Raw genomic sequence first — 25,267 nt, 5'->3', positions numbered from 1 at the left:
TTTAGTTATCGCTTTTTTCTTCTGGTAAATACTCTAATAATAACCTTTGGTTAGGGTTTAAGTATTTTTTTGCAACGTTTTGGATGTCTTCTCTTGTAATAGATCTGTAAATTTCTATTTCGTTATTGATAAGGTTTACATCATCATGAAGCATATAGTAAGTTGCTAAAGAACTAGCAATACCTTCTACACTTGAATTTGAGCTTACAAAATTGTTTTCAAATTGATTTAATAATTTTTGGTGATCTCTTTCTGAAATTAATTCAGTTTGTAGATTTACAATTTCTTCATCAATTTCAGCTGTTAATTCATCAAGAGTAGTTTCTCCCATTGGCATACCAAATAAGATGTAAGCACTGTAATCTTCTTGACTAAAGTTGAAAGCTCCAACTTGTAAAGCCATTTTCTTTTCGTCAACTAATTTCTTGTATAATTTAGAAGATTTTCCACCACTTAAATAAGTTGAAATCATTTCTAATACATAAGAATCTCTGTCTTTGTAAGACGGTGTTCTGTATGCTGCAATTAAAGCAGGAATTTGAATGTTTGCATCATATTCCTTAACATGCATAGTTTCTGTAATAGGCTCTTCTTTAGCTAAGTTTCTTACTACATCAGCACCACGAGGAATTGGTCCAAAATAATCTTCGATCATTTTTTTAACCTCAGGTTTTTGAAAATCTCCAGCAACTACTAAAACAGCATTGTTAGGGACATAAAACTTTTTGTTGAAGGCTTGAAATTCTTCTAAAGTAGCAGCATCTAAATGATCCATTTTACCAATTGTTGTCCAACGGTAAGGGTGATTTTTAAATAAGTTTGCTTTAACATATTCTAAGAAACGTCCGTAAGGTGCATTATCAACACGCATACGTTTTTCTTCTTTTACAACTTCGTTTTGAGTATCAACACCAATTTGGTTAATTACTGGGTGTAATAAACGTTCAGACTCTAACCATAATCCTAATTCTAAGTTATTAGAAGGGAATACTTCGTAATAGTAAGTTCTATCGTCAGAAGTGTTTGCATTAAATTTTCCTCCATTAGCAGGAATAATTTTCATGAATTCTCCACGACCAATGTTTTCAGTTCCTTCAAATAAAAGGTGTTCAAAAAAGTGAGCAAAACCTGTACGTTCTGGGTTTTCATCTTTAGCACCTACATGGTACATAACAGAAGTAGTAACAACAGGAGCAGAGTTATCTTGATGAAGAATAACATGCATTCCGTTATCTAAATCATACTCTTCAAATTCAACTTTCTGTGCTGAGGCAAAATGTCCTACTAGCAACAAAGAAGCTAAAGAAAATAAGCATTTTTTCATTGTGAGTTTGTTTTAAGTTTATATCTATAACATGGTAAGTCTAACATTTTTTTAAATTGTTACACTTTCCACAAAAATAATAAATCAAAATTCGGTTTCTATAAAATTATAAAGAAAATATAATATTGTAATTCCTTTATATATAGACGTTTTTTGGTCAATTGATGTGGAATAAAAAAAAAAGCAAGTTTTATTTTACGTCTTAATGCACAAAAGCTTTGTATATTAAGAATATAGACATATATTTGCACTCATTTTTTATAATAATTAACATTAAAACGTTACGCTATGTACGCAATTGTAGAGATAGCAGGGCATCAATTCAAAGTTGAAAAAGACCAAAAGTTGTTTGTTAACCGTTTAGCTATAGAGGAGGGTCAGGAAGTTTCTTTCGACAACGTTCTTTTAGTAGCAGATGGTAGCAATGTAACTGTAGGCGCCCCAGCTATAGACGGAGCTCAAGTAGGAGCAAAAGTCATTAAGCACCTTAAAGGTGATAAAGTAATCGTTTTCAAGAAGAAAAGACGTAAAGGATACCGTGTTAAAAACGGACACCGTCAATCTTTAACTGAAATCGTAATTGAAAGTATTGCAACTTCTGGAGCTAAGAAAGCTGCTCCAAAAAAAGAAGTAAAAAAAGCTGCACCTAAAGCAACTGCAAAAGCAGATGATTTAAAAAAGATTGAAGGTATTGGACCGAAAATCGCAGAAACATTAGTTGCTGCTGGAATTGCATCTTATGCAGATTTAGCAAAAGCTGATTCAGCAAATATCTCTGAAATTATCGCAGACGTTCGTGGGAACCATGTTACTGATACATGGCCAGCACAAGCTCAATTAGCTGCCGATGGTAAATGGGACGAGTTGAAAAAATGGCAAGACGAATTAGATGGTGGTAAAGCGTAATTGCTTAATCACTTAAGTTTAACAATATAAAACCTTAAGACAATGGCTCATAAAAAAGGAGTAGGTAGTTCGAAAAATGGTAGAGAATCAGAATCAAAACGTTTAGGCGTTAAGATTTTTGGTGGACAAGCAGCTTTAGCTGGTAATATCATTGTAAGACAAAGAGGAAATACACATCACCCAGGTGAAAATGTGTATGGAGGAAAAGACCACACTTTACACGCGAAAGTTGATGGTTTAGTGAAATTCACAAAGAAGAAAGATGGTAAATCTTTTGTTTCTATTGAAGCTTTTGAAGCTTAATTGAATTTTACCCATAATATTAAAGCCCATTCTATTTTTTTAGAATGGGCTTTTTTTATACTTTATCTTAATGCTGAAATTTTCTGTTAGTCTATAATTTCCATTTTCTTTAATAAGAAGCTAGCATTCATATTTTGGCAAACCCCTACTTTAAATTTGTAGTCAAAATGTAATTCGTTGTCTATAATCTGCGCATCAAAAAAGTAGTTTTTTACTTCGCTTAATTCGTCTTCAATAGTACATAAACTTAAATCGTGAGTGGCGATAATTCCTGTGGCGTGAGTAGCTACTAGTTTTTCAACAAATTTCTTTGATCCAATAGCTTTATCTGTACTGTTTGTGCCTTTTAAAATTTCATCTAAAATAATAAAGTACGATTCTTTTTGTACTTCATCTACAATAAATTTAAGACGTGTTAATTCGCTAAAAAAGTAACTACTGTCATCTGTTAGAGAATCGCTTGTACGCATGCTTGTAATTAGTTTTACAGGGTTGTATTTACTAGATGTTGCACATACAGGTAAACCTACATTAGCCATTACGATATGAAGAGATATTGTACGCAAAAATGTGCTTTTTCCAGCCATATTTGCTCCGGTTACAATACAAAATTGTTGCGCATCAATCACCACATCACTATTTACACGTTTTTTAGCATCTAAAAGTGGGTGACCCAAATTTTTAGCATCAATGGTAATTTTATCTGTTGTGATAGTTGGGTAATTATAATCTGGATTATTAAAAGCATAATTACCTAAGCTATTATAAGCGTCAAAAAATGAAACAACTTCAAACCAATGTGCTACTTTATTACCATATTGTATCACCCATTGCTCTACTTTATAGCTGTTTTTTAGGTCTGATAAAAATAGTCCATTTCCAAAAATGGCTGAGATAAGATTATTACGGTTATCTAAAGCGTCTAAACTTTTTGAAAACTCTTTAAAGATTACGGAAGCTTTTTTGCTTTCGGCTTTAATTTTTTCTTGTTGAATTTTTAGTAATTGCGAAGAAAATTCTTGCTGTTCTATTTGGTCTAATAATAAAGCATATTGCCTAAATGTGTCTTTTATCTTGTCTGTATTGCCGGCTAAATTATTTATAGGTTTTATAAAACGTCCGGTAATTGCTAAACCAACTAAAAGCCAATAACCAATAAATGAAATGCCAATAATTTCTAAAACACCTAATGCAGCTATGGTTATTGAGCAGATGGTAAAAGCTAATGGCAACCATTTAATGTAGCTATTAGAAAACGTTTTGTAATCTGCTAACCATTCAATAATATCAGATGCTTTTGTTTCAACTTTAATAAGGCTTGCTGTTGCCGAAAATTTTTGTCGCCATTTAGGAAGTTCAGCTAATTCTTGAATCGCTTTTTGACGAGACTCAATGTTTTTAGTATTATTTTCGGTTAGGGATTTGGCAAGATTTTGAGCACCTTCATCTATAGAAGTTCTATTTATAAATTGAAAAAAGGAGCCTTTTCCGAACAAATCGATATCTAAACTGTAAAAATGTGTTGGGTTTTGAAACTGTAATCCATCATCTCTATCATGAAAATCTCCTGAAGCTATTTTTATTTCATCAGTATTAATTTTAACTAATGCTTTATGTAAGTTACGTTGGTTTTTAAGTCTTGTGTGCTTATTTAATAGTATGATAAATAATACAATTCCTACAACAGCAATTATTGCTGCAACTTGCCACATACTAAACGTAAAATATATTGCTATAGCGGTAATAATAAATACTGAGAGTCTTAGCGTACTTAGTATTGCTATCTTTTTTGAAAGCTGCTTCACGCGTGTTTGATGCGTTTTTAATTCTTGTTGATAAAACATGTTTGGTGCTTGCATAATATTGATGTTACTTGGTAAAGGAACAAAAAAAATCCCAAGATTGCTCTTGGGATTTGTTAATTGATATTTGATTTACGAGATTCCTGTTTTCACAGCAATTAATTATCCTTTAAGGCTCGCTTTTAAATATTCGTTATTCATGCGGGCTATGTTTTCTAAAGAAATTCCTTTAGGACATTCAACCTCACAAGCTCCAGTGTTGGTACAGTTACCAAAACCTTCTTCGTCCATTTGTTTTACCATGTTTAATACACGGTCTGTTGCTTCAATTTTACCTTGTGGTAATAATGCAAATTGCGATACTTTAGCACCAACAAATAACATAGCTGAAGAGTTTTTACAAGACGCTACACAAGCTCCACAACCAATACAAGTTGCTGCTTCAAAAGCAGTATCTGCATCATGTTTGTTTACTGGAATTGCATTAGCATCAATAGTGTTACCAGATGTGTTTACTGAAATAAATCCTCCGGCATGTTGGATTCTATCAAAAGCACCTCTATCAACAATTAAATCTTTTACAACAGGAAACGCAGTCGCTCTAAATGGCTCGATAGTAATTGTATCACCATCTTTAAACATACGCATGTGTAATTGACAAGTTGTTACAGCACGATCAGGACCATGAGCTTCACCGTTAATATATAAAGAACACATTCCGCAAATTCCTTCACGACAATCGTGATCGAAAGCTACTGGTTCTTCATCGTTGTTTACTAATTGTTCGTTTAAAACGTCTAACATTTCAAGGAAAGACATATCTGGAGAAATATCGGTAACTTTATAATCTACCATTTTCCCTTTATCACTTGCGTTTTTTTGACGCCAAATCTTAAGTGTTAAATTCATCATAGCTTCCTTTATTTGTAACTTCTTTGTTTTAATTCTATATCCTTGAACTCTAATTCTTCTTTGTGTAGCACAGCATCACTAGGCTCTCCTTTATATTCCCAAGCAGAAACATAAGCAAAGTTTTCATCATCACGTTTTGCTTCTCCTTTTTGTTCACCGTCTAACTCAACAGCATCTTCTCTAAAGTGTCCACCACAAGATTCTTCTCTGTTAAGAGCATCTTTAGCGAATAATTCACCAAGTTCTAAGAAATCGGCAACACGACCAGCTTTCGCTAATTCTTCGTTGTATTCATCATTAGATCCAGGAACTTTTACTTCTTTCCAGAATTGAGCTCTAAGCTCTTTAATTTCAGAAATAGCTTCTGTTAATCCTTTTACGTTTCTAGACATTCCAACTTTGTTCCACATGATTTTTCCTAATTTCTTATGGAAATAATCTACAGAGTGTTGTCCTTTATTAGTTACAAAGAATTCTAATGTTTTTCTTACTTCGTTTTCTGCAGCTTCAAATTCTTTTGAGTCTGTTGAAATTGCTCCAGTACGAATATCATTAGATAAATAATCTCCAATAGTATAAGGTAATACAAAATATCCATCGGCTAAACCTTGCATTAATGCCGAAGCACCAAGTCTGTTAGCACCGTGATCAGAGAAATTTGCTTCTCCAATTGCGTATAATCCAGGAACAGTTGTCATTAAGTTATAATCAACCCAAATTCCACCCATTGTGTAATGTACCGCCGGGTAAATCATCATTGGTGTGTTGTATGGATCTTGATCTACGATTTTCTCGTACATCTGGAATAAGTTTCCGTATTTGTTTTTTACAACTTCTTGACCTAATTTTTTTACTAAAGCAGCATCGTTAGCATCAAGATGTCTAATGATTGCTTGCTCTTTTCCGTAACGTTGAATTGCCGAAGCAAAATCTAAAAATACAGCTTCACCTGTTGCGTTTACACCGTAACCAGCATCACAACGTTCTTTTGCTGCACGAGAGGCAACATCACGAGGTACTAAGTTTCCAAAGGCTGGGTAACGACGCTCTAGGTAATAATCTCTATCTTCTTCAGCTAATTCTCTAGGCTTTAAAGCACCAGATTTAATAGCTTCAACATCTTTCATGTGTTTAGGTACCCAAATACGTCCATCATTACGTAAAGATTCAGACATTAACGTTAGTTTAGACTGATGATCTCCAGAAACAGGAATACATGTTGGGTGAATTTGTGTGTAACAAGGGTTTGCAAAGTAAGCACCACGTTTGTGAGCTTTCCAAGCAGCTGTTACATTACTTCCCATCGCATTAGTTGATAAGAAGAATACGTTACCATAACCACCAGTTCCAAGAACTACAGCGTGAGCTGAGTGGCGTTCAATTTCTCCAGTAATTAAGTTACGTGTTATAATTCCACGAGCTTTACCATCAACTTTTACAACGTCAAGCATTTCGTGACGGTTGTACATTTTAATTTTACCACGACCTATTTGACGGTTCATAGCAGAGTAAGCTCCTAATAATAATTGTTGTCCAGTTTGTCCGGCAGCATAAAATGTTCTTGATACAAGAACTCCACCAAACGAACGGTTATCTAATAATCCACCATATTCACGTGCAAAAGGAACCCCTTGAGCAACACATTGGTCAATAATATTAGCTGATACTTCAGCTAAACGATATACGTTAGCTTCACGAGAACGGTAATCACCACCTTTTACAGTATCGTAAAATAAACGGTACGTTGAATCCCCATCACCTTGATAGTTTTTAGCGGCGTTAATTCCCCCTTGTGCAGCAATTGAGTGCGCACGACGAGGAGAATCTTGAAAACAAAATGCTTTCACGTTGTATCCTAGCTCTGCTAAAGTTGCAGCAGCCGATCCACCTGCTAATCCTGTTCCAACAATAATAACATCAATGTTACGCTTGTTTGCAGGGTTAACTAAGTCGATATGATTTTTATAATCAGTCCATTTATCTTTAATAGGACCTTTTGGTGTTTTTGAATCTAAAGCCATTTTTAGATGTGTTTTTTAGTGATTAAAATGATGAACAAGCGCGATAACGATAAATCCTAATGGGATAATAACCGCATAGGCTTTTCCAAAACCTTTTAAACCTTTAGTGTATTTGTTGTTAGCTCCCATTGATTGAAATGCAGAACTAAAACCATGTAATAAGTGTAATGCTAAGAATACAAACCCTAAGCAGTATAAAGCAACTCTCCATAAAGGCACAAATTTCTCTTGTAACTCATGGAAATATCTAAACTCACCATTATGCATTCCTGTCATATCACCAACAATATATTTGGTGTTAATTTCTGGAATCCAAAAATCTAAAAAGTGTATTACTAAAAAGATTAAGATGAATAAACCACTGTAAATCATGTTACGGCTCATCCAAGATGAATTTGCAGCACCATTGTTTTTTGCGTAGCTTACTGTACGCGCTTTCTTATTTTTAATTTCTAGAGCAAATCCCATAATAAAATGAAATAATACACCAAAAATCAATACAGGTTGCATTACATATTGAATTGCCCAAAATGTCCCCATAAAGTGTGATACTTCGTTAAAAGCATCTGGACTAAATACAGATAAAAGGTTAATTACAAAATGTTGTAGTAAGAAAATCATTAAGAAAAGTGCCGAAAGTGCCATCGCTACTTTTCTTCCAATTGAAGATTTTAAAAATCCGCTCATTATTTTTTGAAGTTAGATTATGTATAACAAATGTAAGGCTGAATTAGATTATAGACAAAAAGTTGACTTATTAAATTTGTATTTAGAATCATTTTAATTAAAAAAAAGATATTAGCTCATGAAAATGACTTATTTTATAATTAAATTTCTAGTTTGCGAGTCTATTTTAAAAATATAATCGCCTTTAGGAAGATAGTAAAGCTCGTTTTCAGCTTTGTCAATTTGAATTTCAGAATGCTTTTTTAATAGTGCTTTTCGTCCTTTTCTAGATAATGTTAAGTGATAGTCCACCGCATTAAATCCTTTTATTACATTAACCGAAACCTCGTGAAGTAAATCATTATCTTCAGATATTATTTTTATCGTCTTTTTTTCGGCTTTCAAGCTGTAAAACTCTAACGTAGTTGTAGCTTCATAAGCTTGTGTATTGTTTCCATAAAAATTTCCCCAATATTTAGAATGTCTTATCGTTTTAGGAGTGAAAAGTGTAAGCGGTTGGTTTAGTTTTTCAACAGTCATTTCTTGAATGTTTTTAATATCAACCAAATAAATACTCCTTCCGTGGGTACCAATTAAAAGGTGTTTTTCTTCTGGTTGAACAACCATATCGTGTACTGCAACACTAGGAATTCCGTTACTAAAAATTTGCCAATTTTCTCCTTTATCAAACGACATATATGCGCCATTATCTGTTCCTAAATAGAGTATGTTTTGGTTTTCTGGATCTTCTTTAATTACATTTACCGGTGACCCCGGAAGCGTTACTGCGATATTTGACCACGTGGCTCCATAATTATCAGAGACGTAAACATAGCTGTTAAAATCATCCCATCTATAACCATTAAGTGCTACATAAACGCGTTCTTTTTTATGTTGTGAAGCAATTACTCGAGTTACCCAAAGATCTTTTGGAAATGATTCTGAAATTATTGTCCAATCATTCCCCGAATTTTTAGTAAGTTGTACCAACCCGTCATCACTTCCAGTGTAAATTACACCAAACTGAAATGGCGATTCGCTAATAGTAGTTAAAGTTCCGTAGGCTACGTTTCCTTTTTTTCCACCTTGAGTTAAATCGTTACTAATCGCTTCCCAATCATCACCTTTATTTAGAGAACGCATTAATTTATTACCTCCTAAATATAAAATATCTTGGTTGTGAGATGATAATAAAATAGGGGTTTGCCAATTAAAACGATAAGGTGTTTCTCCTAGTTGATGTTTCGGTTGAATGTAGATTTGCTTGTTTGTAGACGTGTTAATCCTAAAATAATTTCCAAACTGATAACCGGTGTACACAAGATCACTATTTCTGTTATCTATTTGAATTTGCATTCCGTCTCCACCCATAATTCGTGTCCATGGATATTGCCCTTCTTGATGCCATTTTTTGTCTTCTGGAGCGTTATATGGTCCGTGCCAAACGCCATTATCTTGCAAACCTCCGTATACATGATATGGTTTTTGATAATCTATATTTATAGCATAAAATTGACCTACTGCAGGTGAGTTGTTTTTTATCCAATTTTCACCATCATCATAAGTCATGTTTACACCTCCATCATTTCCATCAATTAAATGCCCTTGTTTTTTAGGATTTACCCATAAGGCTTGATGATCTGCATGCACGTTTTCTTTACTAATATTTGTAAATGTTTTTCCGCCGTCTTTAGATTTTAAAATAGGAACTCCTAAAACGTAAATTCCATTTTCATCTTGTGGATCTACTCGTATTTCGCCAAAATAATAGCCATAGCTATAATATAAATTATCTATGTTTTCTGTATGTGTTTTGTTCCAATTTTTACCGCCGTTAGTAGTTTTAAAAACTTCGGCTCCAATAACTGGCGCGTCAAATAACATGGCGTTGGCATCTTCTAGGTAATGTGCTAAATCAATAGGTTTTACATGCCCATTTTTTACCATTTGTTTCACGTTTTGTGCGCGGTATTTTTCCTGAAATCCATTCTGTTTTAAAAACCCATTTAGTTTTTTGTCTTCTAATTTTAAGAATGTTTCAGAACTCATGGTTTTAAAATCCTCTTTGTTGAGAATATTACTGTGTTGTGTTTTGCTTTCAGCTGTTCTTCGGAATTGACTATCTAATAATGCATATACTGTGTTTTTGTTAAAAACCGCCAAACCTATACGACCAACACCTTCTCCTGTTGGAAATCCACTATTTTTTGTTGATATTTTGGTCCAACTTTCACCTGCGTCTGTGCTTTTGTATAATGCTGAATTATGTCCGTTTCCATTAAAATTCCAAGCTTTACGTTCTCTAGTCCAAGAAGCCGCATACAAAATATTAAAATCTTCAGGAGCTGCTTGCACATCTATAATTCCGCTTTGCGCATCAATAAAAAGTGTTTTTTGCCATGTTTTTCCACCATCGGTAGTGGCGTACATTCCTCTATTTTCATTTTCAGAATATAAATGTCCGGTAACACCAACAATTACATGGTTTGGATTGTTAGGATTAATTAAAATACGCCCAATATGATGCGCGTCTTTTAGTCCCATATTTTGCCATGTTTTTCCGTTATCGGTAGATTTTAAAATTCCAATTCCAGCATAACTAGATCTTGACGAATTGTTTTCACCGGTACCAATCCAAATGGTTTTTGTGTTCCAATCTACAGCAATATCACCTACATTTTGGGTTTGGGCCGTATTGGTAATTGGGGTAAAAGTAGTACCGTTATTTGTAGTATGCCAAACACCTCCTGAGGCATAACCTGCATAAAACTCGGTAGGATCGTTTGGGTTTACTTCAAGATCTACAACACGACCACTCATAACTGTTGGGCCAATATTTTTTAAAGGTACTTGCTTAATAAGTGATTGCTCAGTAAGTTGTGCTTTTTGTTGTAAAGCTGTTTGTGTAGTTGCCGATGTTGTGGGGTGTTGGCTATAACAAACAAAAGATATCGTTGTAAAAAACAGACTAAAAGTCTTTGGGAATTTCATAATAGATGGTTTGGTTAAAAAACGAATTTCACCTTAAGTGGATAGGCGTATAAATATACAATTTATGTTTCATTTATATTGAAAGCAGATTATAAGATTATTTTATGATAGGCTATTCTTCTACCTTAAAATTATCTTGTACTTTTGAATATTCAATAAAAAAACACATCATGAAATATCTACCAATTGACCATAATTTATTCATAAAAAATCGTAAAAACTTTACTGCTCAGATGAAGCCAAGTAGTTTAGCGGTTTTTAACTCTAACGATATTTATCCTATAAGTGCTGATAGTACATTACCTTTTCAGCAGCATAGAGATATTTTTTATTTAAGTGGTGTAGATCAAGAAGAAAGTGTATTGGTATTGTTTCCAGATTGCCCAAATGCTGCGCATAGAGAAATTTTATTCTTAAAAGAAACTAACGAGCATATTGCCGTTTGGGAAGGTGAAAAATTAACTAAAGAAGCGGCTTTTACAACTTCTGGAATTAAAAAAGTATACTGGTTACAAGATTTAGAAAAAGTGTTATTTGAATTAATGACGCAATGTGATACTGTATATATTAATACGAATGAGCATTACCGTGCTAATGTAGAAACTGAAACTAGAGAAGCGCGTTTTGCAAAATGGTTAAAGGATAAATATCCTGCACATAGTGTAGCTAAAAGTAACCCAATTTTACAACGTTTACGTTCTGTAAAAGATCCTATTGAATTAGCATTAATGCAGAAAGCTTGTGATATTACAGAAATTGCATTCAGACGTGTGTTAGGCTTTGTAAAACCTGGTGTTTGGGAATATGAAATTGAAGCTGAAATGATGTATGAGTTTTTAAGAAACCGATCAAAAGGTTTTGCATACACGCCAATTATTGCTTCGGGAAATAATGCTAACGTTTTACATTATATAGAGAATAACCAACAGTGTAAAGCTGGAGATTTAATTTTATTTGATACCGCTGCTGAATATGCAAATTATGCAAGTGATTTAAGTAGAACGGTACCAGTATCGGGAAAATATACAGATAGACAACGCTCAGTTTACAATGCTGTAAATCATGTTAAAAAAGAAGCCACCAAACTTTTAGTTCCTGGAACTATTTGGGGTGATTATCATAAAGAAGTTGGAAAAATTATGACTTCGGAATTATTAGGTTTAGGATTATTAGATAAAGCCGATGTGCAAAATGAAAATCCAGAATGGCCAGCGTATAAAAAATATTTTATGCACGGTACAAGTCATAATATAGGATTAGATACGCATGATTACGGAATTTTAACTGAGCCAATGCAAGCTAATATGGTATTTACTGTTGAACCTGGAATTTATATTCCGGAGGAAGGGTTTGGAATTCGTTTGGAAGATGATCTTGTGATTCAAGAAAAAGGAGAACCATTTAATTTAATGGGAAATATTCCTATTGAAGCTGAAGAAATTGAAGATTTAATGAACGCTTAGTTTATTTATAAATAAAATAAAAACCCTCATAAGTGTACAGCTTATGAGGGTTTTTTATGATTAAGTTTTAGGGTTTTTAAAAGTGTTCAAACATTTCTAAACCGGCATAATCTTCATTGAGTTCTACCCAATTTACTGGGGTTTGTATTATAGATTTATATTCGCCTCCAATAGGTGTGAAATCTATAGTAATATCATGACCATTAGTGCTGTGACTGTTTTCGTAATAGTATTCGTGTTCTAAAAATAAACCTTGTAAATCTTCAATTATAGCATAATCAAAACGGTCTGTATAGTCTAGATATCTTACCCCATGAATTGTTGATTTTAAACCATTTATAATGGCGTAAATCTCTATTCTATTATCTCTATCAACAGTATTTACCTTATGTTTTAACTCAGGAAATTTACTTTTATATTCAATACCGTTTCCGGAATCTAGATACTGTTGTAGGTCTATTCGTGCTTGTTTATCTGTGGTTTGAATAGCTTCCATACCTTTGTATAAAACTTCTATAATACTAAAATAATGCTGAAAAGCTGCTTTTCGAGCTTCAATAGGTTCTGAATTATGAAAGGTTTTAGTGGTTTGTGCTAAATCATCTTCAGAATACATATCGTCATGAGAATCGTCATGCACATTCGGGATAGGTCGTCTCCAATATCTTGTTTCAATTTGGTAGTATATGCTCACGGTAGATGATTTATTTGGGTTAAAAAAGGTGTGTTATATTTTTGCTTTCTATTTAAAGCCAATCCATCATAGTTTTATTTAAAATATAGGAGTTATATAATTCTATAATTTCAGTGAAAGATCTTGTTGTAGTTTCTGAATTTTGTTTTTTAGTAGAAGTTGTAGTGTCATCTTCTATATTTAAGCTTAATCTTTGGTTTGGTAATTTTTTTAAGGTGATATCAATAAGTATTTTAAGTCTTTCTTTTTGCAGGTCTTCATCTTTCAATTCTATTTGATGATATTCTTTTACGTATGTTTTTATTGCTTCAAAATCTTTTTCCATAGCTTATCATTTTAAATTTATACAATGATATTGTCTAGGTTCGCCAAAGCGTGTCGTAATTCAGAAATAAAATAAAAAAAACCTCAAATTACAGATGTAAAATGAGGTTTAAAGAATATAATAATTCTTTTACGAGGGGTATTAAAATTTTCCTGATTCCACTTGTGGAAAATCAATGACAGTTTCTGCAATATGATTCACGTAATTTGTTAATGTGTTTGATACAACGTTTAATATCACTTCAACAACATCTTCATCTGTATATCCTGCGGCTTTAAAAGCGGCTAAATCATCATTATTCACTTTACCTTTGTTTTCAGTAACTCGTTTTGCAAATTGTAAACCGGCTTGTGTTTTTGAATCTTCAGATAATCCTTGACGATTGTTCTTAATTTCTTCTTCAGATAAACCTTGTTTTCCACCTATAAAAGTATGTGCCGATAAACAGTAATCACAATTGTTAGTTTCAGCAATTACTAAGGCTAATTGTTCTCTAAATTGAGGTTTAAAATTCCCTTTTCCGGTAAGCTGTCCAAGTGATAAATAGGTTTCTAAAGTTGCTGGCGAATTTCCCATCACTTTTAAAAGATTTGGAACCATTCCCATTTTACCTTTTACGGCATCAAATAATTCTTTAGATTTTCCTGTTGTTGTATCTGGGTTTAATGTTGCTATTCTTGTGCTCATAATATTTATGTTTTTGTAATTATTAATTTTATTTTAGTGTGCTAATTTTAGTTCTTAAGTCGTTTTCTGTAAGTAATCCGGTGTGTCTATCAACAGCTTTTCCGTCATTAAAAAATATTAAAGTTGGTATGCTTCTTACATTAAATAGTGCTGCTAACTCTTTGTCTTTATCAACGTTTACTTTTTTTATGATAACATCGTCTTTTAACTCTTCTGCTAATTTGTGTATTGTTGGTAATAATGTTTGGCAAGGTCCACACCAGTCTGCGTAAAAATCTAATACCACTGTTTTGTTGCTTTCTACTGTATTTTTAAAATCTGCTGTTGCTAATTGAATGTCCATAATTTGTAATATTTAAAAAGATTGTGTGTGTTGTTTTATTTTGATACTGCAAAGATGCAGCTTATATAAAAGTGAGTACATGGACAAAAGTTCCTAGTGCATGTACTCTGTATTTTGTGTTACTTTTTATTTTGTAGCGCTAATCCGGTTAACGAAAACACAAGTGCAATATGAATCATGATCATCATCCAGTTTCCTGGTTTTATTTGTGCAAGTACCAAGGCCATAAACATGGTAAAGGCTAAAAATATATAAGTTTCAAAAAGTTTTTTGTTGGCTAGTAATAAAACACCAGCAACCAATTCTAAGGTCGCAAGTACTACTGCAAGAATATAAGTTCCAGAGTCTCCTAAAAAAGCCATTGGTGTGCTTTTAAAAAAGTCAGCCATGTATTGTAAGCCAACACCTCCTAAAAAGCCTTCAATAAATTTTTCGAGTCCGCCCCAGATAAATAATATTCCAAATCCTATACGTATTAATAAGTTTCCATTTTTCATAGTGTAAATATGTTAAGTGTTAATGCTTGTTGTTTGTTACACTGCAAAGATGCGTGCATTTACACTTGATAAAAATGGACAAAAGTTCCTTATGCTTGTATTAAAGCAGTTTTAGAATGAATTTTACTTGTATAATCTATTTTTTGAAGTCTTTTTTATACTGAAGAGGAGATTTTGTAGTTGCTTTTGTGAAAAATCGACTAAAATACGCCGGATCATTAAATCCTAAATCAAAAGCAATTTGTTTTATCGATGTATCGGAATAAATTAACTGACGTTTCGCTTCTAAGATAATGCGTTGTTTAATAAAATCGCTAGGCGTATCTGTACCAATTTTTTGTAAATGTTTGGTGAGTGATTTTGGAGAAATTCCTAAACGATTGGCATAATCGGTAACGCTATGTAGAGTTTTAAAATTTTGTTCTACCAAAGTGCTAAAATCTTTAAAAAGCTTAGTGTCTTCATCAGTTTTTATAGTGCCAACATCTTTTTTAATTCTTACCGCATTTACAATAAACTGTTTTAGGTAGGCCTGAAGCATATCGTATTGCGCAGTTTCGGTATTATTAAACTCTTCAATTAGTCCTTCTAAAATAAGTTCTAATTTTAAATTATCTCTTTCAGCAGGTTTCACAAAAGGTGTTTCATACACATTATAAAAAAGAACACCATCGCAGGCTAACTCTTTATCGTGGATTTGAATGCAGTAAAAATCTCTAATGAAAGATAGTTTGTAGGCAGTTTTAATTTTTTCGTTAGCGACCGAAAATACTTGACCTGGCGATAAGAAAAATAAGACACCTCCATCAAAATCATAAGTTTTAAAATCGATATTGTAAGTCCCTTTTCCTTCTTTAATCCAATAGATATTATAAGATTCTACTTGTTTGGAGTGGTTTATCACGCAAGCTTTCTCAAAAGCGACAACGCTAAGTGAAAAAATGTCTTTATACGAATAACTAATAATATCTTGAATTGCCATTTTGCTAAATTAATTAAATTTTATGATATATAATTCTTTAGAAAAGGTGCTTAAACAAAAAAAAGCGAGCCATACAGCTCGCTTTTTTGTTATAATAAGAGGTGTTAAGCCAAAGCACTTTCGCTTTCAAAAACATAACGTTGTAATTTCTGTAACGTTTCAATTTTATCACTTGTATTAATAAGGAGCGAGATATTATTATCACTTCCACCGTAAGAAATCATACGCACATTTACATCTTGTAAAATCTGAAATAATTTAGGCGTTTCTGGATGGTACACAATATGATTTCCTACCAAACAAACTATTGTACGAAAGCTATCAACTTCAACTAATGAGAATTTTTCTAACTCTTCGGTAATACTTTTAAGGTGTGTGGTATCGTCAATAGTTAATGATACTGCAATTTCCGAAGTTGTAATCATATCAATTGACGTTTCATATTTTTCGAAAATCTCAAAGACCTTTTTTAAGAAACCATGCGCTAGTAACATTCTACCCGACTTAATTTTTATAGCCGTAATCCCATCTTTTGCAGCAATTGCTTTTATACCTTCTCCATGAATGTTATTGGTAATTAATGTACCGTATGCACTCGGAACCATTGTGTTTTTTAATCGTACCGGAATATCCAAATCACGAACAGGCATTACAGTTTGTGGATGTAAAATTTTAGCACCAAAATAGGCTAACTCTGCAGCCTCATCAAAAGATAAATTAGAAATAGCGACGGTGTTTTCTACAAAACGAGGATCATTATTATGAAAACCATCAATATCGGTCCAAATTTGTACTTCTTCAGCTTGTATTGCTGCGCCAATTATTGCGGCGGTATAATCACTTCCACCACGTTGTAAATTGGCTACATTTCCATCGGCATCCAAAGAAATAAATCCTTGTGTGATAAATATTTCGGCATCAGGAAACGCACTCATTGTACGATTAATGTTTTGTTTGATGTAAAAATTATCTGGCTCATTAGTTTTATCAATTCGCATAAAATCTAAAGCTGAAATTAACTGCGCATTAATATTTTGTTCAATTAAAAACTGACTAAATAAAAATGTAGATAATAATTCGCCTTGAGCAACAATTTTGTTGTAAACCAATTCGGTATATGATGTGTCTGCTAATGTTTCTAGTGTATTAAAAACAGTTTCAACGTAAGTATTACAATTTTTTATAGCAGTTTCGGTAGTTAATAATTCTAAAATTACGCGTGTGTAATTTGCATGAAGCGTATTAATTTTAAGTAATGCGTCTTCTGGAGTTTTCAATTTAATTGCTGTTGAAATTTCCACCAAAGCGTTTGTAGTTCCTGACATTGCAGATAATACTACCACCTTATTTTTACCATCGTTAATAATGTTTTTAACGTTGGTCATGTTTTCTACTGAGCCTACCGATGTGCCTCCAAATTTTAATACAAACATAGTAATCTTGTTTTTTTGTACCGCTAAAGTATTGAAGCTTGTCTTGGTATGCATAGAAATAAAAAAATTAAACTACTTTTGCACAAATAGTTAATTATTTAACAATATGAAAACCATTGCAGCTTGTGTAGAAGAGATTTTGGTAGCGCAACCTTTTTTGGAGGAAGCCTTATCAAGAAGTATTATTAATTATTCGGCTTTAGCTGAAGAACTTGTAACGCCAATAGGTGTTATGTTGCGAAAACCTGTAAAACCTGGAGCGATAATGATGGCGTTACGTCGTTATAATCCACCTAAAGATTTAGGAAGTTCGTTAAAACTAAAACGCGTTATGCAAAGTTTGGGGGATATTACGGTACGTTCAAATTTAAGTGATTTTACATTTCAAAATTCTAAAAGTTTAATTGATAGTCATTCTAAAATTTTAGAACATATTAATGAAAATGTTAATGTGTTTTATGCATTTACACGAGGTATTCATGAAAGCAATATTGTGGTGTCTAGTTCTGAAAAAAATGCTATTAAAACACATTTTAAAAATGAAGCTCAGCTAGGGGTGAAGGAGCAGTTATCAGCCATTAGTATTAATCTTCCGGTAAATAATTCTAAAATTACAGGATTGTATTATCAGATTTTTAAACGTTTGGCTTGGGAAGGTATTGCGCTTTACGAAGTGGTATCAACCACCAATGAGTTTACAATTTTGGTTGAAGATCATTTTGTTGATAAAGCTTTTTCGGTAATTAAGCGATTAAAGGAATAGTATTTATCTTTGTGTTTTAATCTAGATATGACAATTTCTTACAAAAATACTCAAATTTTTTATTCAGATACAGGGAAAGGAAACACCGTGGTATTGCTACATGGGTTTTTAGAAAGTCACAGCATGTGGAAGAATTTAATTCCCGATTTAGCTAAAAATCATCGCGTTATTGCTATTGACTTGCTAGGTCATGGAGCTTCTGAAAGTTTAGGTTATATCCATACAATGGAAATGATGGCTCAAGTTGTCGCTCAAATTTTAACCACGCTTCATATAGATTTAGTAACTTTTATAGGACATTCTATGGGAGGTTATGTCGCTTTAGCTTACGCTGAAAAATATCCATTTAATGTTAATGGTATTTGTTTATTAAACTCTACACCTGCGTCAGATAGTGCTGAGCGAAAACTAAATAGAGATCGTGCTATAAAAGCAGTAAAACATAATCCAAAGACCTTTGTAAGTATGGCAATTGGTAATTTATTTGCAGTAAATAATAGAGAACGCTTACAGACTGAAATTCAAACCGTAAAAGAAACAGCTTTAAAAACGCCATTACAAGGTGTTGTGGCAACTTTAGAGGGTATGAAAATTCGTGAAGATCGTACAGCATTTTTTGAACAAGCTACTTTTAAAAAAATGCTTATTATAGGAACTAAAGATCCTGTATTAAATCGTGATACGGTTTTAAAATGTGTAGAAAGTTCTGACGTAGAGATTGTTGAGTTCCCTGACGGACATATGAGTCACATTGAAAATAAGAAAGAATTGAACTACAGTATTTTGCGGTTTATCGAATAATAATGTGCTTTCTTCGTATTCCATTCCCTTTTTTATAGTTTTAAAGTGTTTTAAATATGATATAATGAAAAAAGCAACTCCCTTAAAGTATAAAAATCATTTACGCTGTGATATTTTTGGTCATAAATTTGAAGTGACCAAACATGTGACTTCTCATGTTAAAGAGTACACTTGCAAATGCTGTAAAAATCAATTAACTGTAAATGGTAATGGAGATTTAATTGAGTTAACTCCAAAATTTAAAGAGATAAATCTCATTTTAGCAGACCTATATAAACGAAGAACTCAAAGAATACGGTTTAAAAAAAGGAATACCGTAATGTTATAGCTTAATTTGTAGGATTTATCTTTGTTTTGTATATTTAAGCTTCCCTTCTGAGTAATAATAGTTAAAAGTAAAATAAATTTGAAATCTACCTATTGTTTAGTTTTTGGTCACGAATATAAAGTGTCTAAAAACGTAACTTTCCACGTAAAAGAATATACTTGTTCTAGGTGTAAAGCGCAAGTGACTACTAATAGTAAAGGTTATCTAACCCCGTTAACCCCCAAGTATAAGGAGATTAACAAGGATTTAGAGAAAATTTATAACTATCGTCTTTCAAAAAAAATGTAAAAAACGATCTGTGCTTTTATTCGTTAAGTGCATTCCAACCTTTTGCAATTAAAGGAATTTTAGTATCTCCTCTAGTTACTAAATGCATACCAGCGCTTTCTTCGGTCATATATCCAATAACTGTTAAGTTTGGATTTGCTTTAATTTTAGGGAAATCTTCTTGAGAAATAGTCATTAATAGCTCATAGTCTTCGCCACCGTTTAATGCGATAGTTGTACTGTCTATTTTAAATTCCTCGCAAGTAGAAATCACTTGAGGATCTAATGGAATTTTATTTTCATATAAATCTACACCAACTTTACTTTGCTTACATAAATGAATAACTTCAGAAGATAATCCGTCGCTAATATCAATCATTGATGTTGGTTGCACTTCTAAATCTTCAAGAAGTTTAACGATATCTTTTCGAGCTTCAGGTTTTAACTGACGTTCAATAATATATGAATAGTGATCTAAATCTGGTTGACTGTTAGGATTTACTTTAAATACTTCTTTTTCACGCTCTAAAATTTGTAATCCCATGTATGCAGCACCTAAATCTCCAGACACTACAAGTAAATCGTTAGGTTTAGCGCCATTTCGATACACTATTTTTTCAGCCTCAGCTTCACCAATAGCGGTAATAGAAATAATTAATCCAGAAGTTGATGATGTCGTATCACCTCCAATAACATCAACACCATAAATTTTGGCAGCAGTATCAATACCAGCATATAATTCTTCAAGCGCTTCTAAAGGAAAACGATTAGAAACCGCAATTGATACCGTAATTTGAGTAGCATTAGCGTTCATTGCATACACATCCGATAGATTAACCATCACCGCCTTGTATCCTAAGTGCTTAAGTGGCATGTAGCTCATGTCAAAATGAACATGTTCAATAAGCAAATCTGTAGTCACCACAATTTGTTTTGAATCAAAACTTAACACAGCGGCATCATCTCCAATTCCTTTAATTGTTGTGTTTTGTTTAATCTCAAAATGTTTAGTTAATTGCTCAATTAAGGCAAACTCTCCTAACTCAGAAAGTGGTGTACGTTGTTGATTTTTATCTTCTATCATGCCGCAAATTTAAAAATAAAGCAGATAATATACGAGTATTTTAAACATAAAATGTATCAATAAGCTCAATACCCCTATTTGCTAATATAATGTTAGGATGTATTGAAAAACATTACATATATTGTATATTTGCAGTCTATTTAGATATAATCTACATAACCTATGATAAAAGTATCAGAAACAGCTAAAAATAAAGTTGTACAATTAATGACCGAAGAAGGTTATGACGCTACAGCAGATTTTGTTCGTGTAGGCGTGAAAAGTGGAGGTTGTTCAGGATTATCTTACGATTTAAAGTTTGATAAAGAACAACAAGAAGAAGACAAAGTTTTTGAAGATAATGGTGTGAAAATTATTGTTGACAAAAAGAGCTTTTTATACCTTATCGGAACAACATTAGAGTATTCTGGAGGTTTAAACGGAGCAGGATTTGTATTTAATAATCCTAACGCCAACAGAACTTGTGGTTGTGGTGAATCGTTTTCACTATAACAACCCCCAAATAAATCTTTCTAAAAAGAAAGACTTTTTTAAATTTTGAACATCCAAGTAATGAGTAAATATACAGAAGACGACTTAAGAGAAGAACTAAAAACCAAGGAATATGAATATGGTTTTTTTACAGATATTGAATCTGAAACATTTCCTATAGGTTTAAATGAAGACATTGTACGCGCTATTTCTAAAAAGAAAGATGAACCACAATGGATGACAGATTGGAGATTAGACGCCTTTAAAGTTTGGAAAGGAATGGTTGAACCAGAGTGGGCAAATGTACACTATGCAAAACCAGACTTTCAATCTATAGCTTATTATTCAGCTCCGGTAGCTGTAGATCCTAATAAAACTTTAGATGATGTAGATCCAGATTTATTAGCCATGTACAAAAAATTAGGTATCTCGGTTGATGAACAGAAAAAAATGAACAATGTCGCTATGGATATTGTTGTAGATTCTGTGTCTGTTGCTACAACATTCAAAAAAACATTAGGAGAAAAAGGAATTATTTTCATGAGTATTTCTGAAGCTATTAAAGAGCATCCAGAATTAGTAAGAAAATATTTAGGAACCATCGTTCCAACAAAAGATAACTTTTACGCCGCTTTAAATTCAGCAGTATTTAGTGACGGATCTTTTTGTTACATTCCAAAAGGCGTAAGATGTCCTATGGAATTATCTACTTATTTTAGAATAAACCAAGGAGGAACAGGGCAATTTGAACGCACACTACTTGTTGCAGACGAAGGAAGTTACGTAAGTTACCTAGAAGGTTGTACAGCACCAAGTAGAGATGAAAATCAATTACACGCAGCCGTTGTAGAACTTATTGCTATGGACGATGCCGAAATAAAATATAGTACCGTACAAAACTGGTATCCTGGTAATGCAGAAGGAAAAGGTGGAGTTTATAACTTTGTAACCAAAAGAGGTTTATGCGAGAAAAACGCTAAAATTTCATGGACACAAGTTGAAACCGGATCAGCTGTAACCTGGAAATATCCATCATGTATCTTAAAAGGTGATAACTCAGTAGGAGAATTTTATTCAATTGCTGTCACTAATAATTATCAGCAAGCCGATACAGGTACAAAAATGATTCACTTAGGAAAAAACACAAAATCTACCATTATTAGTAAAGGAATTTCTGCAGGAAAATCTCAAAACTCATACCGTGGATTAGTGCAAATTGGAGCAAGAGCAGAAAATGCTCGTAACTTTTCACAATGTGATAGCTTACTAATGGGCGATCAATGTGGCGCACACACGTTTCCTTATATAGAAGCAAAAAATAAATCAGCAAAAATAGAACACGAAGCAACAACAAGTAAAATTGGTGAAGACCAAATATTTTACTGCAACCAACGTGGTATTGATACAGAAAAAGCCATTGCATTAATTGTAAACGGATTTAGTAAAGAAGTATTAAATAAATTACCAATGGAATTTGCTGTTGAAGCTCAAAAACTATTAGAAATTAGTTTAGAAGGTTCTGTAGGATAAACCAAATAGTATGAAAAAAACAAGTTGTATTCTTTTAGTAATGTTGGCTTTGGTATCATGTAAAAACGATGCAAAGCAAAATACAGAAACACCAATAAATACAGAAGCCGAAACCGGTAAAACTGTAAAACAAAACGATGGGTTAACACTCGTAGTTGGTGAATTTGTATATTATGAAAATGCTGCAGTTTTACAAACACGCACCGATATTTATGGTGTTATTGTAAACGAGAAAATGCAGGAACTAAATGCAATGGCAAAACCATACAAAAAAGACGATACAGATTATGTTACTGTTCAGGTAAGAGGGCAATTAGTTCCAAAACCAGAAACAGAAGAAGGTTGGGATTACCGCGTAGATATTAAAGAAATTATTAAAGTATCGCCAGTAGACGCCGAAGAAAAGAATGTTATAAAATTAGGATCAAAATAAGGATATGTTAAAGATTAATAACTTGCACGCAAGTGTAGAAGATAAAGCGATTTTAAAAGGATTAAACTTAGAAGTAAAAGCAGGTGAAGTACATGCAATTATGGGACCTAATGGTGCTGGTAAAAGTACCTTGGCAAATATTATTGCAGGAAAAGAAGAATATGAAGTTACCGCTGGAGCGATTGAGTTAAATGGTGAAGAAATTAATGAATTAGCTGCCGAAGAACGCGCTCATAAAGGTGTGTTTTTATCATTCCAATATCCTGTTGAGATTCCTGGTGTATCGGTGACTAACTTTATTAAAACCGCTATCAACGAAAACAGAAAAGCAAAAGGATTAGAAGACATGCCAGCTAAAGAAATGCTAGGAATGATTCGCGAAAAATCTGAGCTTTTAGAAATAGACAGAAAGTTTTTATCACGTTCACTAAACGAAGGTTTTTCGGGAGGAGAAAAGAAACGTAACGAAATCTTTCAAATGGCAATGTTAGAACCTAAACTAGCAATACTAGATGAAACAGATTCAGGTTTAGATATTGATGCACTTCGTATTGTTGCAAATGGTGTAAACAAACTTAAAAGTAAGGATAATGCTGTAATTTTAATTACACACTACCAACGTTTATTAGATTATATCGTACCAGACTTTGTACACGTATTATACAATGGTAAAATTGTAAAATCAGGTGGTAAAGAACTAGCTTATGAGTTAGAAGAAAAAGGATACGACTGGATTAAAGAAGAAGTAAACGCCTAATTGAGTTCACAGTAAAAAATAGTAGTTTTTATCAGATTATTATCTGAATTAATAACCAACTAAAACTGTAAACCACACACTGAAGATTGAAAAAAATGGACTTAAAAGATAAAATAGTTTCTTCATATTTTGCATGCGAAGATTATCTAGACGATAACTCACCGCTACACGATATTAGAAACAAAGCGATAAAAATATTTGAAGAAAAAGGCTTTCCTACAAAAAAGGAAGAAGCCTGGAAATATACCTCTTTAAACAGTTTATTAAAACAAGATTATTGTTTGTTCCCAAAGCACGAAACTGCAATTGAGCACAAGGACATAAAACCGTATTTAATTCACGATATCGACTCATATAAAATTATTTTTATAGACGGTAAATACTCATCACACCTATCGCAAACCACACACGATGGCGTAGATGTATGTTTGATGTCTTCAGCGTTATCAAAACCAAAATACCGCTTAGTTATTGAAAACTATTTCAATAAAGCAGCAACAAAAGATAGCTTATCATCTTTAAATACAGCTTTCTCAAACGAAGGTGCGTATATACATGTTCCTAAAAATAAAATTGTTGAAAAACCAATTCAAATTGTACACTTTTCAACAGGTACCGAAGCCGCTGCAATGTTACAACCACGTAACCTAATTGTAGTTGAAGAAAACGCACACGTACAAATTATTGAACGTCACCAAAGTTTAACAGATAACCCTGTTTTAACCAATTCAGTGACCGAAATTTTCGCTAATAAACGTGCTATTGTAGATTATTACAAAATTCAAAACGATAATAAAAACGCCTCTTTAGTAGATAATACATTTATCAAGCAAAAACAAGAAAGTATCGCATCAGTGCATACCTTCTCATTTGGTGGTAAATTAACACGTAACAATCTTAACTTTTTCCAAAATGGAGAGCGTATAGATTCTATCCTAAAAGGAGTTACAATTCTTGGAGATAAACAACACGTAGATCACAATACATTAGTTCACCATATTGAGCCAAATTGCGAAAGTCATCAAGACTACAAAGGTGTATTTGGAGACAGTTCAACAGGTGTTTTTAACGGGAAAATTGTAGTAGAACGCGAAGCGCAAAAAACAAATGCATTTCAATCTAATAATAACATATTAGTAAGTGACAAAGCGACTATTAACACCAAACCACAACTAGAAATTTTTGCAGACGATGTAAAATGTTCTCACGGTTGTACCATTGGCCAGTTAGATGATAGCGCCTTATTTTACATGAAACAACGTGGTATTCCAGAAAAAGAAGCCCGCGCATTATTAATGTACGCTTTCAGTAATAACGTGTTAAGTTCTGTGAAAATTCCAGAAATGAAACAACGTATCACCAAACTTATAGCCGAGAAATTAGGCGTAAATATTGGGTTCGATTTATAGTAGTATTTTTTGAAGCTAAATCCCGCTTTCGGCAGTCGCTCTTTTAAAGGAGCTCCAACAATGCCTTAATCGGGG

At 32.9% G+C, this 25,267-nt stretch carries 26 protein-coding genes; 12 read left to right on the top strand and 14 right to left on the bottom strand.

Features of this window, described 5'->3' with window-relative positions; all coding sequences use genetic code 11:
- Position 1: 1 nt before the first annotated feature.
- Positions 2-1,324, bottom strand: coding sequence for a M16 family metallopeptidase (locus ACU4C5_RS04840; protein WP_446845924.1), 1,323 nt, complete (start codon positions 1,322-1,324; stop codon positions 2-4).
- 288 nt (positions 1,325-1,612) lie between these two features.
- On the opposite strand from ACU4C5_RS04840, the gene rplU reads away from it, so the two are divergent.
- Together rplU and rpmA are read left to right on the top strand one after the other, a co-directional pair.
- Entirely contained in the window at positions 1,613-2,230 is a 618-nt protein-coding gene (gene rplU, locus ACU4C5_RS04835; RefSeq protein WP_446845923.1) for a 50S ribosomal protein L21, read from the top strand.
- Positions 2,231-2,272: 42 nt separating this feature from the next.
- Positions 2,273-2,533 (top strand): 50S ribosomal protein L27, encoded by a 261-nt coding sequence (rpmA, locus tag ACU4C5_RS04830; protein ID WP_323787581.1) that lies wholly within the window; start codon positions 2,273-2,275, stop codon positions 2,531-2,533.
- Positions 2,534-2,619: 86 nt separating this feature from the next.
- On the opposite strand, the gene ACU4C5_RS04825 is transcribed toward rpmA, so the two are convergent.
- The 5 genes from ACU4C5_RS04825 to ACU4C5_RS04805 all read right to left on the bottom strand — a co-directional run bounded on the left by ACU4C5_RS04825 (position 2,620) and on the right by ACU4C5_RS04805 (position 10,925).
- Positions 2,620-4,392, bottom strand: coding sequence for a MutS-related protein (locus ACU4C5_RS04825; RefSeq protein ID WP_446845922.1), 1,773 nt, complete (start codon positions 4,390-4,392; stop codon positions 2,620-2,622).
- 105 nt (positions 4,393-4,497) lie between these two features.
- Positions 4,498-5,244 carry a succinate dehydrogenase/fumarate reductase iron-sulfur subunit gene (locus tag ACU4C5_RS04820; protein WP_446846428.1) on the bottom strand — a complete coding sequence of 249 codons (747 nt, stop codon included), beginning with the start codon at positions 5,242-5,244 and terminating at the stop codon, positions 4,498-4,500.
- A gap of 11 nt (positions 5,245-5,255) precedes the next feature.
- Entirely contained in the window at positions 5,256-7,268 is a 2,013-nt protein-coding gene (locus ACU4C5_RS04815; RefSeq protein ID WP_446845921.1) for a fumarate reductase/succinate dehydrogenase flavoprotein subunit, read from the bottom strand.
- Between the two features lie 15 nt (positions 7,269-7,283).
- Positions 7,284-7,955, bottom strand: a complete 672-nt coding sequence (locus tag ACU4C5_RS04810) for a succinate dehydrogenase cytochrome b subunit (RefSeq protein WP_446845920.1) — start codon at positions 7,953-7,955, stop codon at positions 7,284-7,286.
- A 129-nt stretch (positions 7,956-8,084) separates the two neighbouring features.
- Complete coding sequence (locus ACU4C5_RS04805) at positions 8,085-10,925, bottom strand: WD40/YVTN/BNR-like repeat-containing protein (protein WP_446845919.1); 2,841 nt, start codon at positions 10,923-10,925, stop codon at positions 8,085-8,087.
- Between the two features lie 170 nt (positions 10,926-11,095).
- Between ACU4C5_RS04805 and ACU4C5_RS04800 the strand changes: the two genes are divergently transcribed.
- Positions 11,096-12,388, top strand: a complete 1,293-nt coding sequence (locus tag ACU4C5_RS04800; RefSeq protein ID WP_446845918.1) for an aminopeptidase P N-terminal domain-containing protein — start codon at positions 11,096-11,098, stop codon at positions 12,386-12,388.
- A 76-nt stretch (positions 12,389-12,464) separates the two neighbouring features.
- On the opposite strand, the gene ACU4C5_RS04795 is transcribed toward ACU4C5_RS04800, so the two are convergent.
- From ACU4C5_RS04795 to ACU4C5_RS04765, 7 genes are all read right to left on the bottom strand, one after another.
- A complete protein-coding gene (locus tag ACU4C5_RS04795; protein WP_446845917.1) occupies positions 12,465-13,082 on the bottom strand; it encodes a hypothetical protein in 618 nt (205 codons plus the stop codon).
- A 52-nt stretch (positions 13,083-13,134) separates the two neighbouring features.
- A complete protein-coding gene (locus ACU4C5_RS04790) occupies positions 13,135-13,407 on the bottom strand; it encodes a hypothetical protein (protein ID WP_446845916.1) in 273 nt (90 codons plus the stop codon).
- A gap of 141 nt (positions 13,408-13,548) precedes the next feature.
- Positions 13,549-14,094, bottom strand: a complete 546-nt coding sequence (locus tag ACU4C5_RS04785) for a carboxymuconolactone decarboxylase family protein (RefSeq protein WP_446845915.1) — start codon at positions 14,092-14,094, stop codon at positions 13,549-13,551.
- A gap of 28 nt (positions 14,095-14,122) precedes the next feature.
- Positions 14,123-14,437 (bottom strand): thioredoxin, encoded by a 315-nt coding sequence (gene trxA, locus ACU4C5_RS04780; protein WP_446845914.1) that lies wholly within the window; start codon positions 14,435-14,437, stop codon positions 14,123-14,125.
- A gap of 119 nt (positions 14,438-14,556) precedes the next feature.
- Positions 14,557-14,934 carry a DoxX family membrane protein gene (locus tag ACU4C5_RS04775; protein ID WP_446845913.1) on the bottom strand — a complete coding sequence of 126 codons (378 nt, stop codon included), beginning with the start codon at positions 14,932-14,934 and terminating at the stop codon, positions 14,557-14,559.
- Positions 14,935-15,070: 136 nt separating this feature from the next.
- The gene (locus ACU4C5_RS04770; RefSeq protein ID WP_446845912.1) at positions 15,071-15,916 is read right to left on the bottom strand and encodes a helix-turn-helix domain-containing protein; all 846 of its coding nucleotides are present in this window, start codon (positions 15,914-15,916) and stop codon (positions 15,071-15,073) included.
- A gap of 104 nt (positions 15,917-16,020) precedes the next feature.
- Positions 16,021-17,349 carry an aspartate kinase gene (locus tag ACU4C5_RS04765; RefSeq protein WP_446845911.1) on the bottom strand — a complete coding sequence of 443 codons (1,329 nt, stop codon included), beginning with the start codon at positions 17,347-17,349 and terminating at the stop codon, positions 16,021-16,023.
- A gap of 106 nt (positions 17,350-17,455) precedes the next feature.
- Between ACU4C5_RS04765 and ACU4C5_RS04760 the strand changes: the two genes are divergently transcribed.
- From ACU4C5_RS04760 to ACU4C5_RS14890, 4 genes are all read left to right on the top strand, one after another.
- Positions 17,456-18,112 carry a hypothetical protein gene (locus tag ACU4C5_RS04760; protein ID WP_446845910.1) on the top strand — a complete coding sequence of 219 codons (657 nt, stop codon included), beginning with the start codon at positions 17,456-17,458 and terminating at the stop codon, positions 18,110-18,112.
- A 27-nt stretch (positions 18,113-18,139) separates the two neighbouring features.
- Positions 18,140-18,913, top strand: coding sequence for an alpha/beta fold hydrolase (locus tag ACU4C5_RS04755; RefSeq protein WP_446845909.1), 774 nt, complete (start codon positions 18,140-18,142; stop codon positions 18,911-18,913).
- Between the two features lie 64 nt (positions 18,914-18,977).
- A complete protein-coding gene (locus ACU4C5_RS04750; protein ID WP_446845908.1) occupies positions 18,978-19,241 on the top strand; it encodes a DUF1660 family phage protein in 264 nt (87 codons plus the stop codon).
- A gap of 78 nt (positions 19,242-19,319) precedes the next feature.
- Positions 19,320-19,529, top strand: a complete 210-nt coding sequence (locus ACU4C5_RS14890) for a DUF1660 family phage protein (RefSeq protein WP_514132397.1) — start codon at positions 19,320-19,322, stop codon at positions 19,527-19,529.
- 16 nt (positions 19,530-19,545) lie between these two features.
- Here ACU4C5_RS14890 and thiL read toward each other — a convergent pair whose 3' ends face one another.
- Positions 19,546-20,592, bottom strand: coding sequence for a thiamine-phosphate kinase (thiL, locus tag ACU4C5_RS04745; RefSeq protein ID WP_446845907.1), 1,047 nt, complete (start codon positions 20,590-20,592; stop codon positions 19,546-19,548).
- A gap of 162 nt (positions 20,593-20,754) precedes the next feature.
- On the opposite strand from thiL, the gene ACU4C5_RS04740 reads away from it, so the two are divergent.
- The 5 genes from ACU4C5_RS04740 (at position 20,755) to sufD (ending at position 25,192) form a co-directional block, all read left to right on the top strand.
- Positions 20,755-21,084, top strand: coding sequence for a HesB/IscA family protein (locus tag ACU4C5_RS04740; RefSeq protein ID WP_446845906.1), 330 nt, complete (start codon positions 20,755-20,757; stop codon positions 21,082-21,084).
- A gap of 60 nt (positions 21,085-21,144) precedes the next feature.
- Entirely contained in the window at positions 21,145-22,593 is a 1,449-nt protein-coding gene (gene sufB / locus ACU4C5_RS04735) for a Fe-S cluster assembly protein SufB (protein ID WP_446845905.1), read from the top strand.
- Positions 22,594-22,603: 10 nt separating this feature from the next.
- A complete protein-coding gene (locus ACU4C5_RS04730; protein ID WP_446845904.1) occupies positions 22,604-23,026 on the top strand; it encodes a hypothetical protein in 423 nt (140 codons plus the stop codon).
- Positions 23,027-23,030: 4 nt separating this feature from the next.
- On the top strand, positions 23,031-23,783 hold the full coding sequence (sufC, locus tag ACU4C5_RS04725; RefSeq protein WP_446845903.1) for a Fe-S cluster assembly ATPase SufC: 753 nt from the start codon (positions 23,031-23,033) through the stop codon (positions 23,781-23,783).
- A gap of 95 nt (positions 23,784-23,878) precedes the next feature.
- A complete protein-coding gene (gene sufD, locus ACU4C5_RS04720; protein WP_446845902.1) occupies positions 23,879-25,192 on the top strand; it encodes a Fe-S cluster assembly protein SufD in 1,314 nt (437 codons plus the stop codon).
- Positions 25,193-25,267 lie beyond the last annotated feature (75 nt).

It is taken from the genome of Lacinutrix undariae, assembly GCF_052934785.1.
The sequence above is the reverse complement of the archived record's forward strand: the minus strand, read 5'-3'. Positions and strand labels throughout refer to the sequence as shown.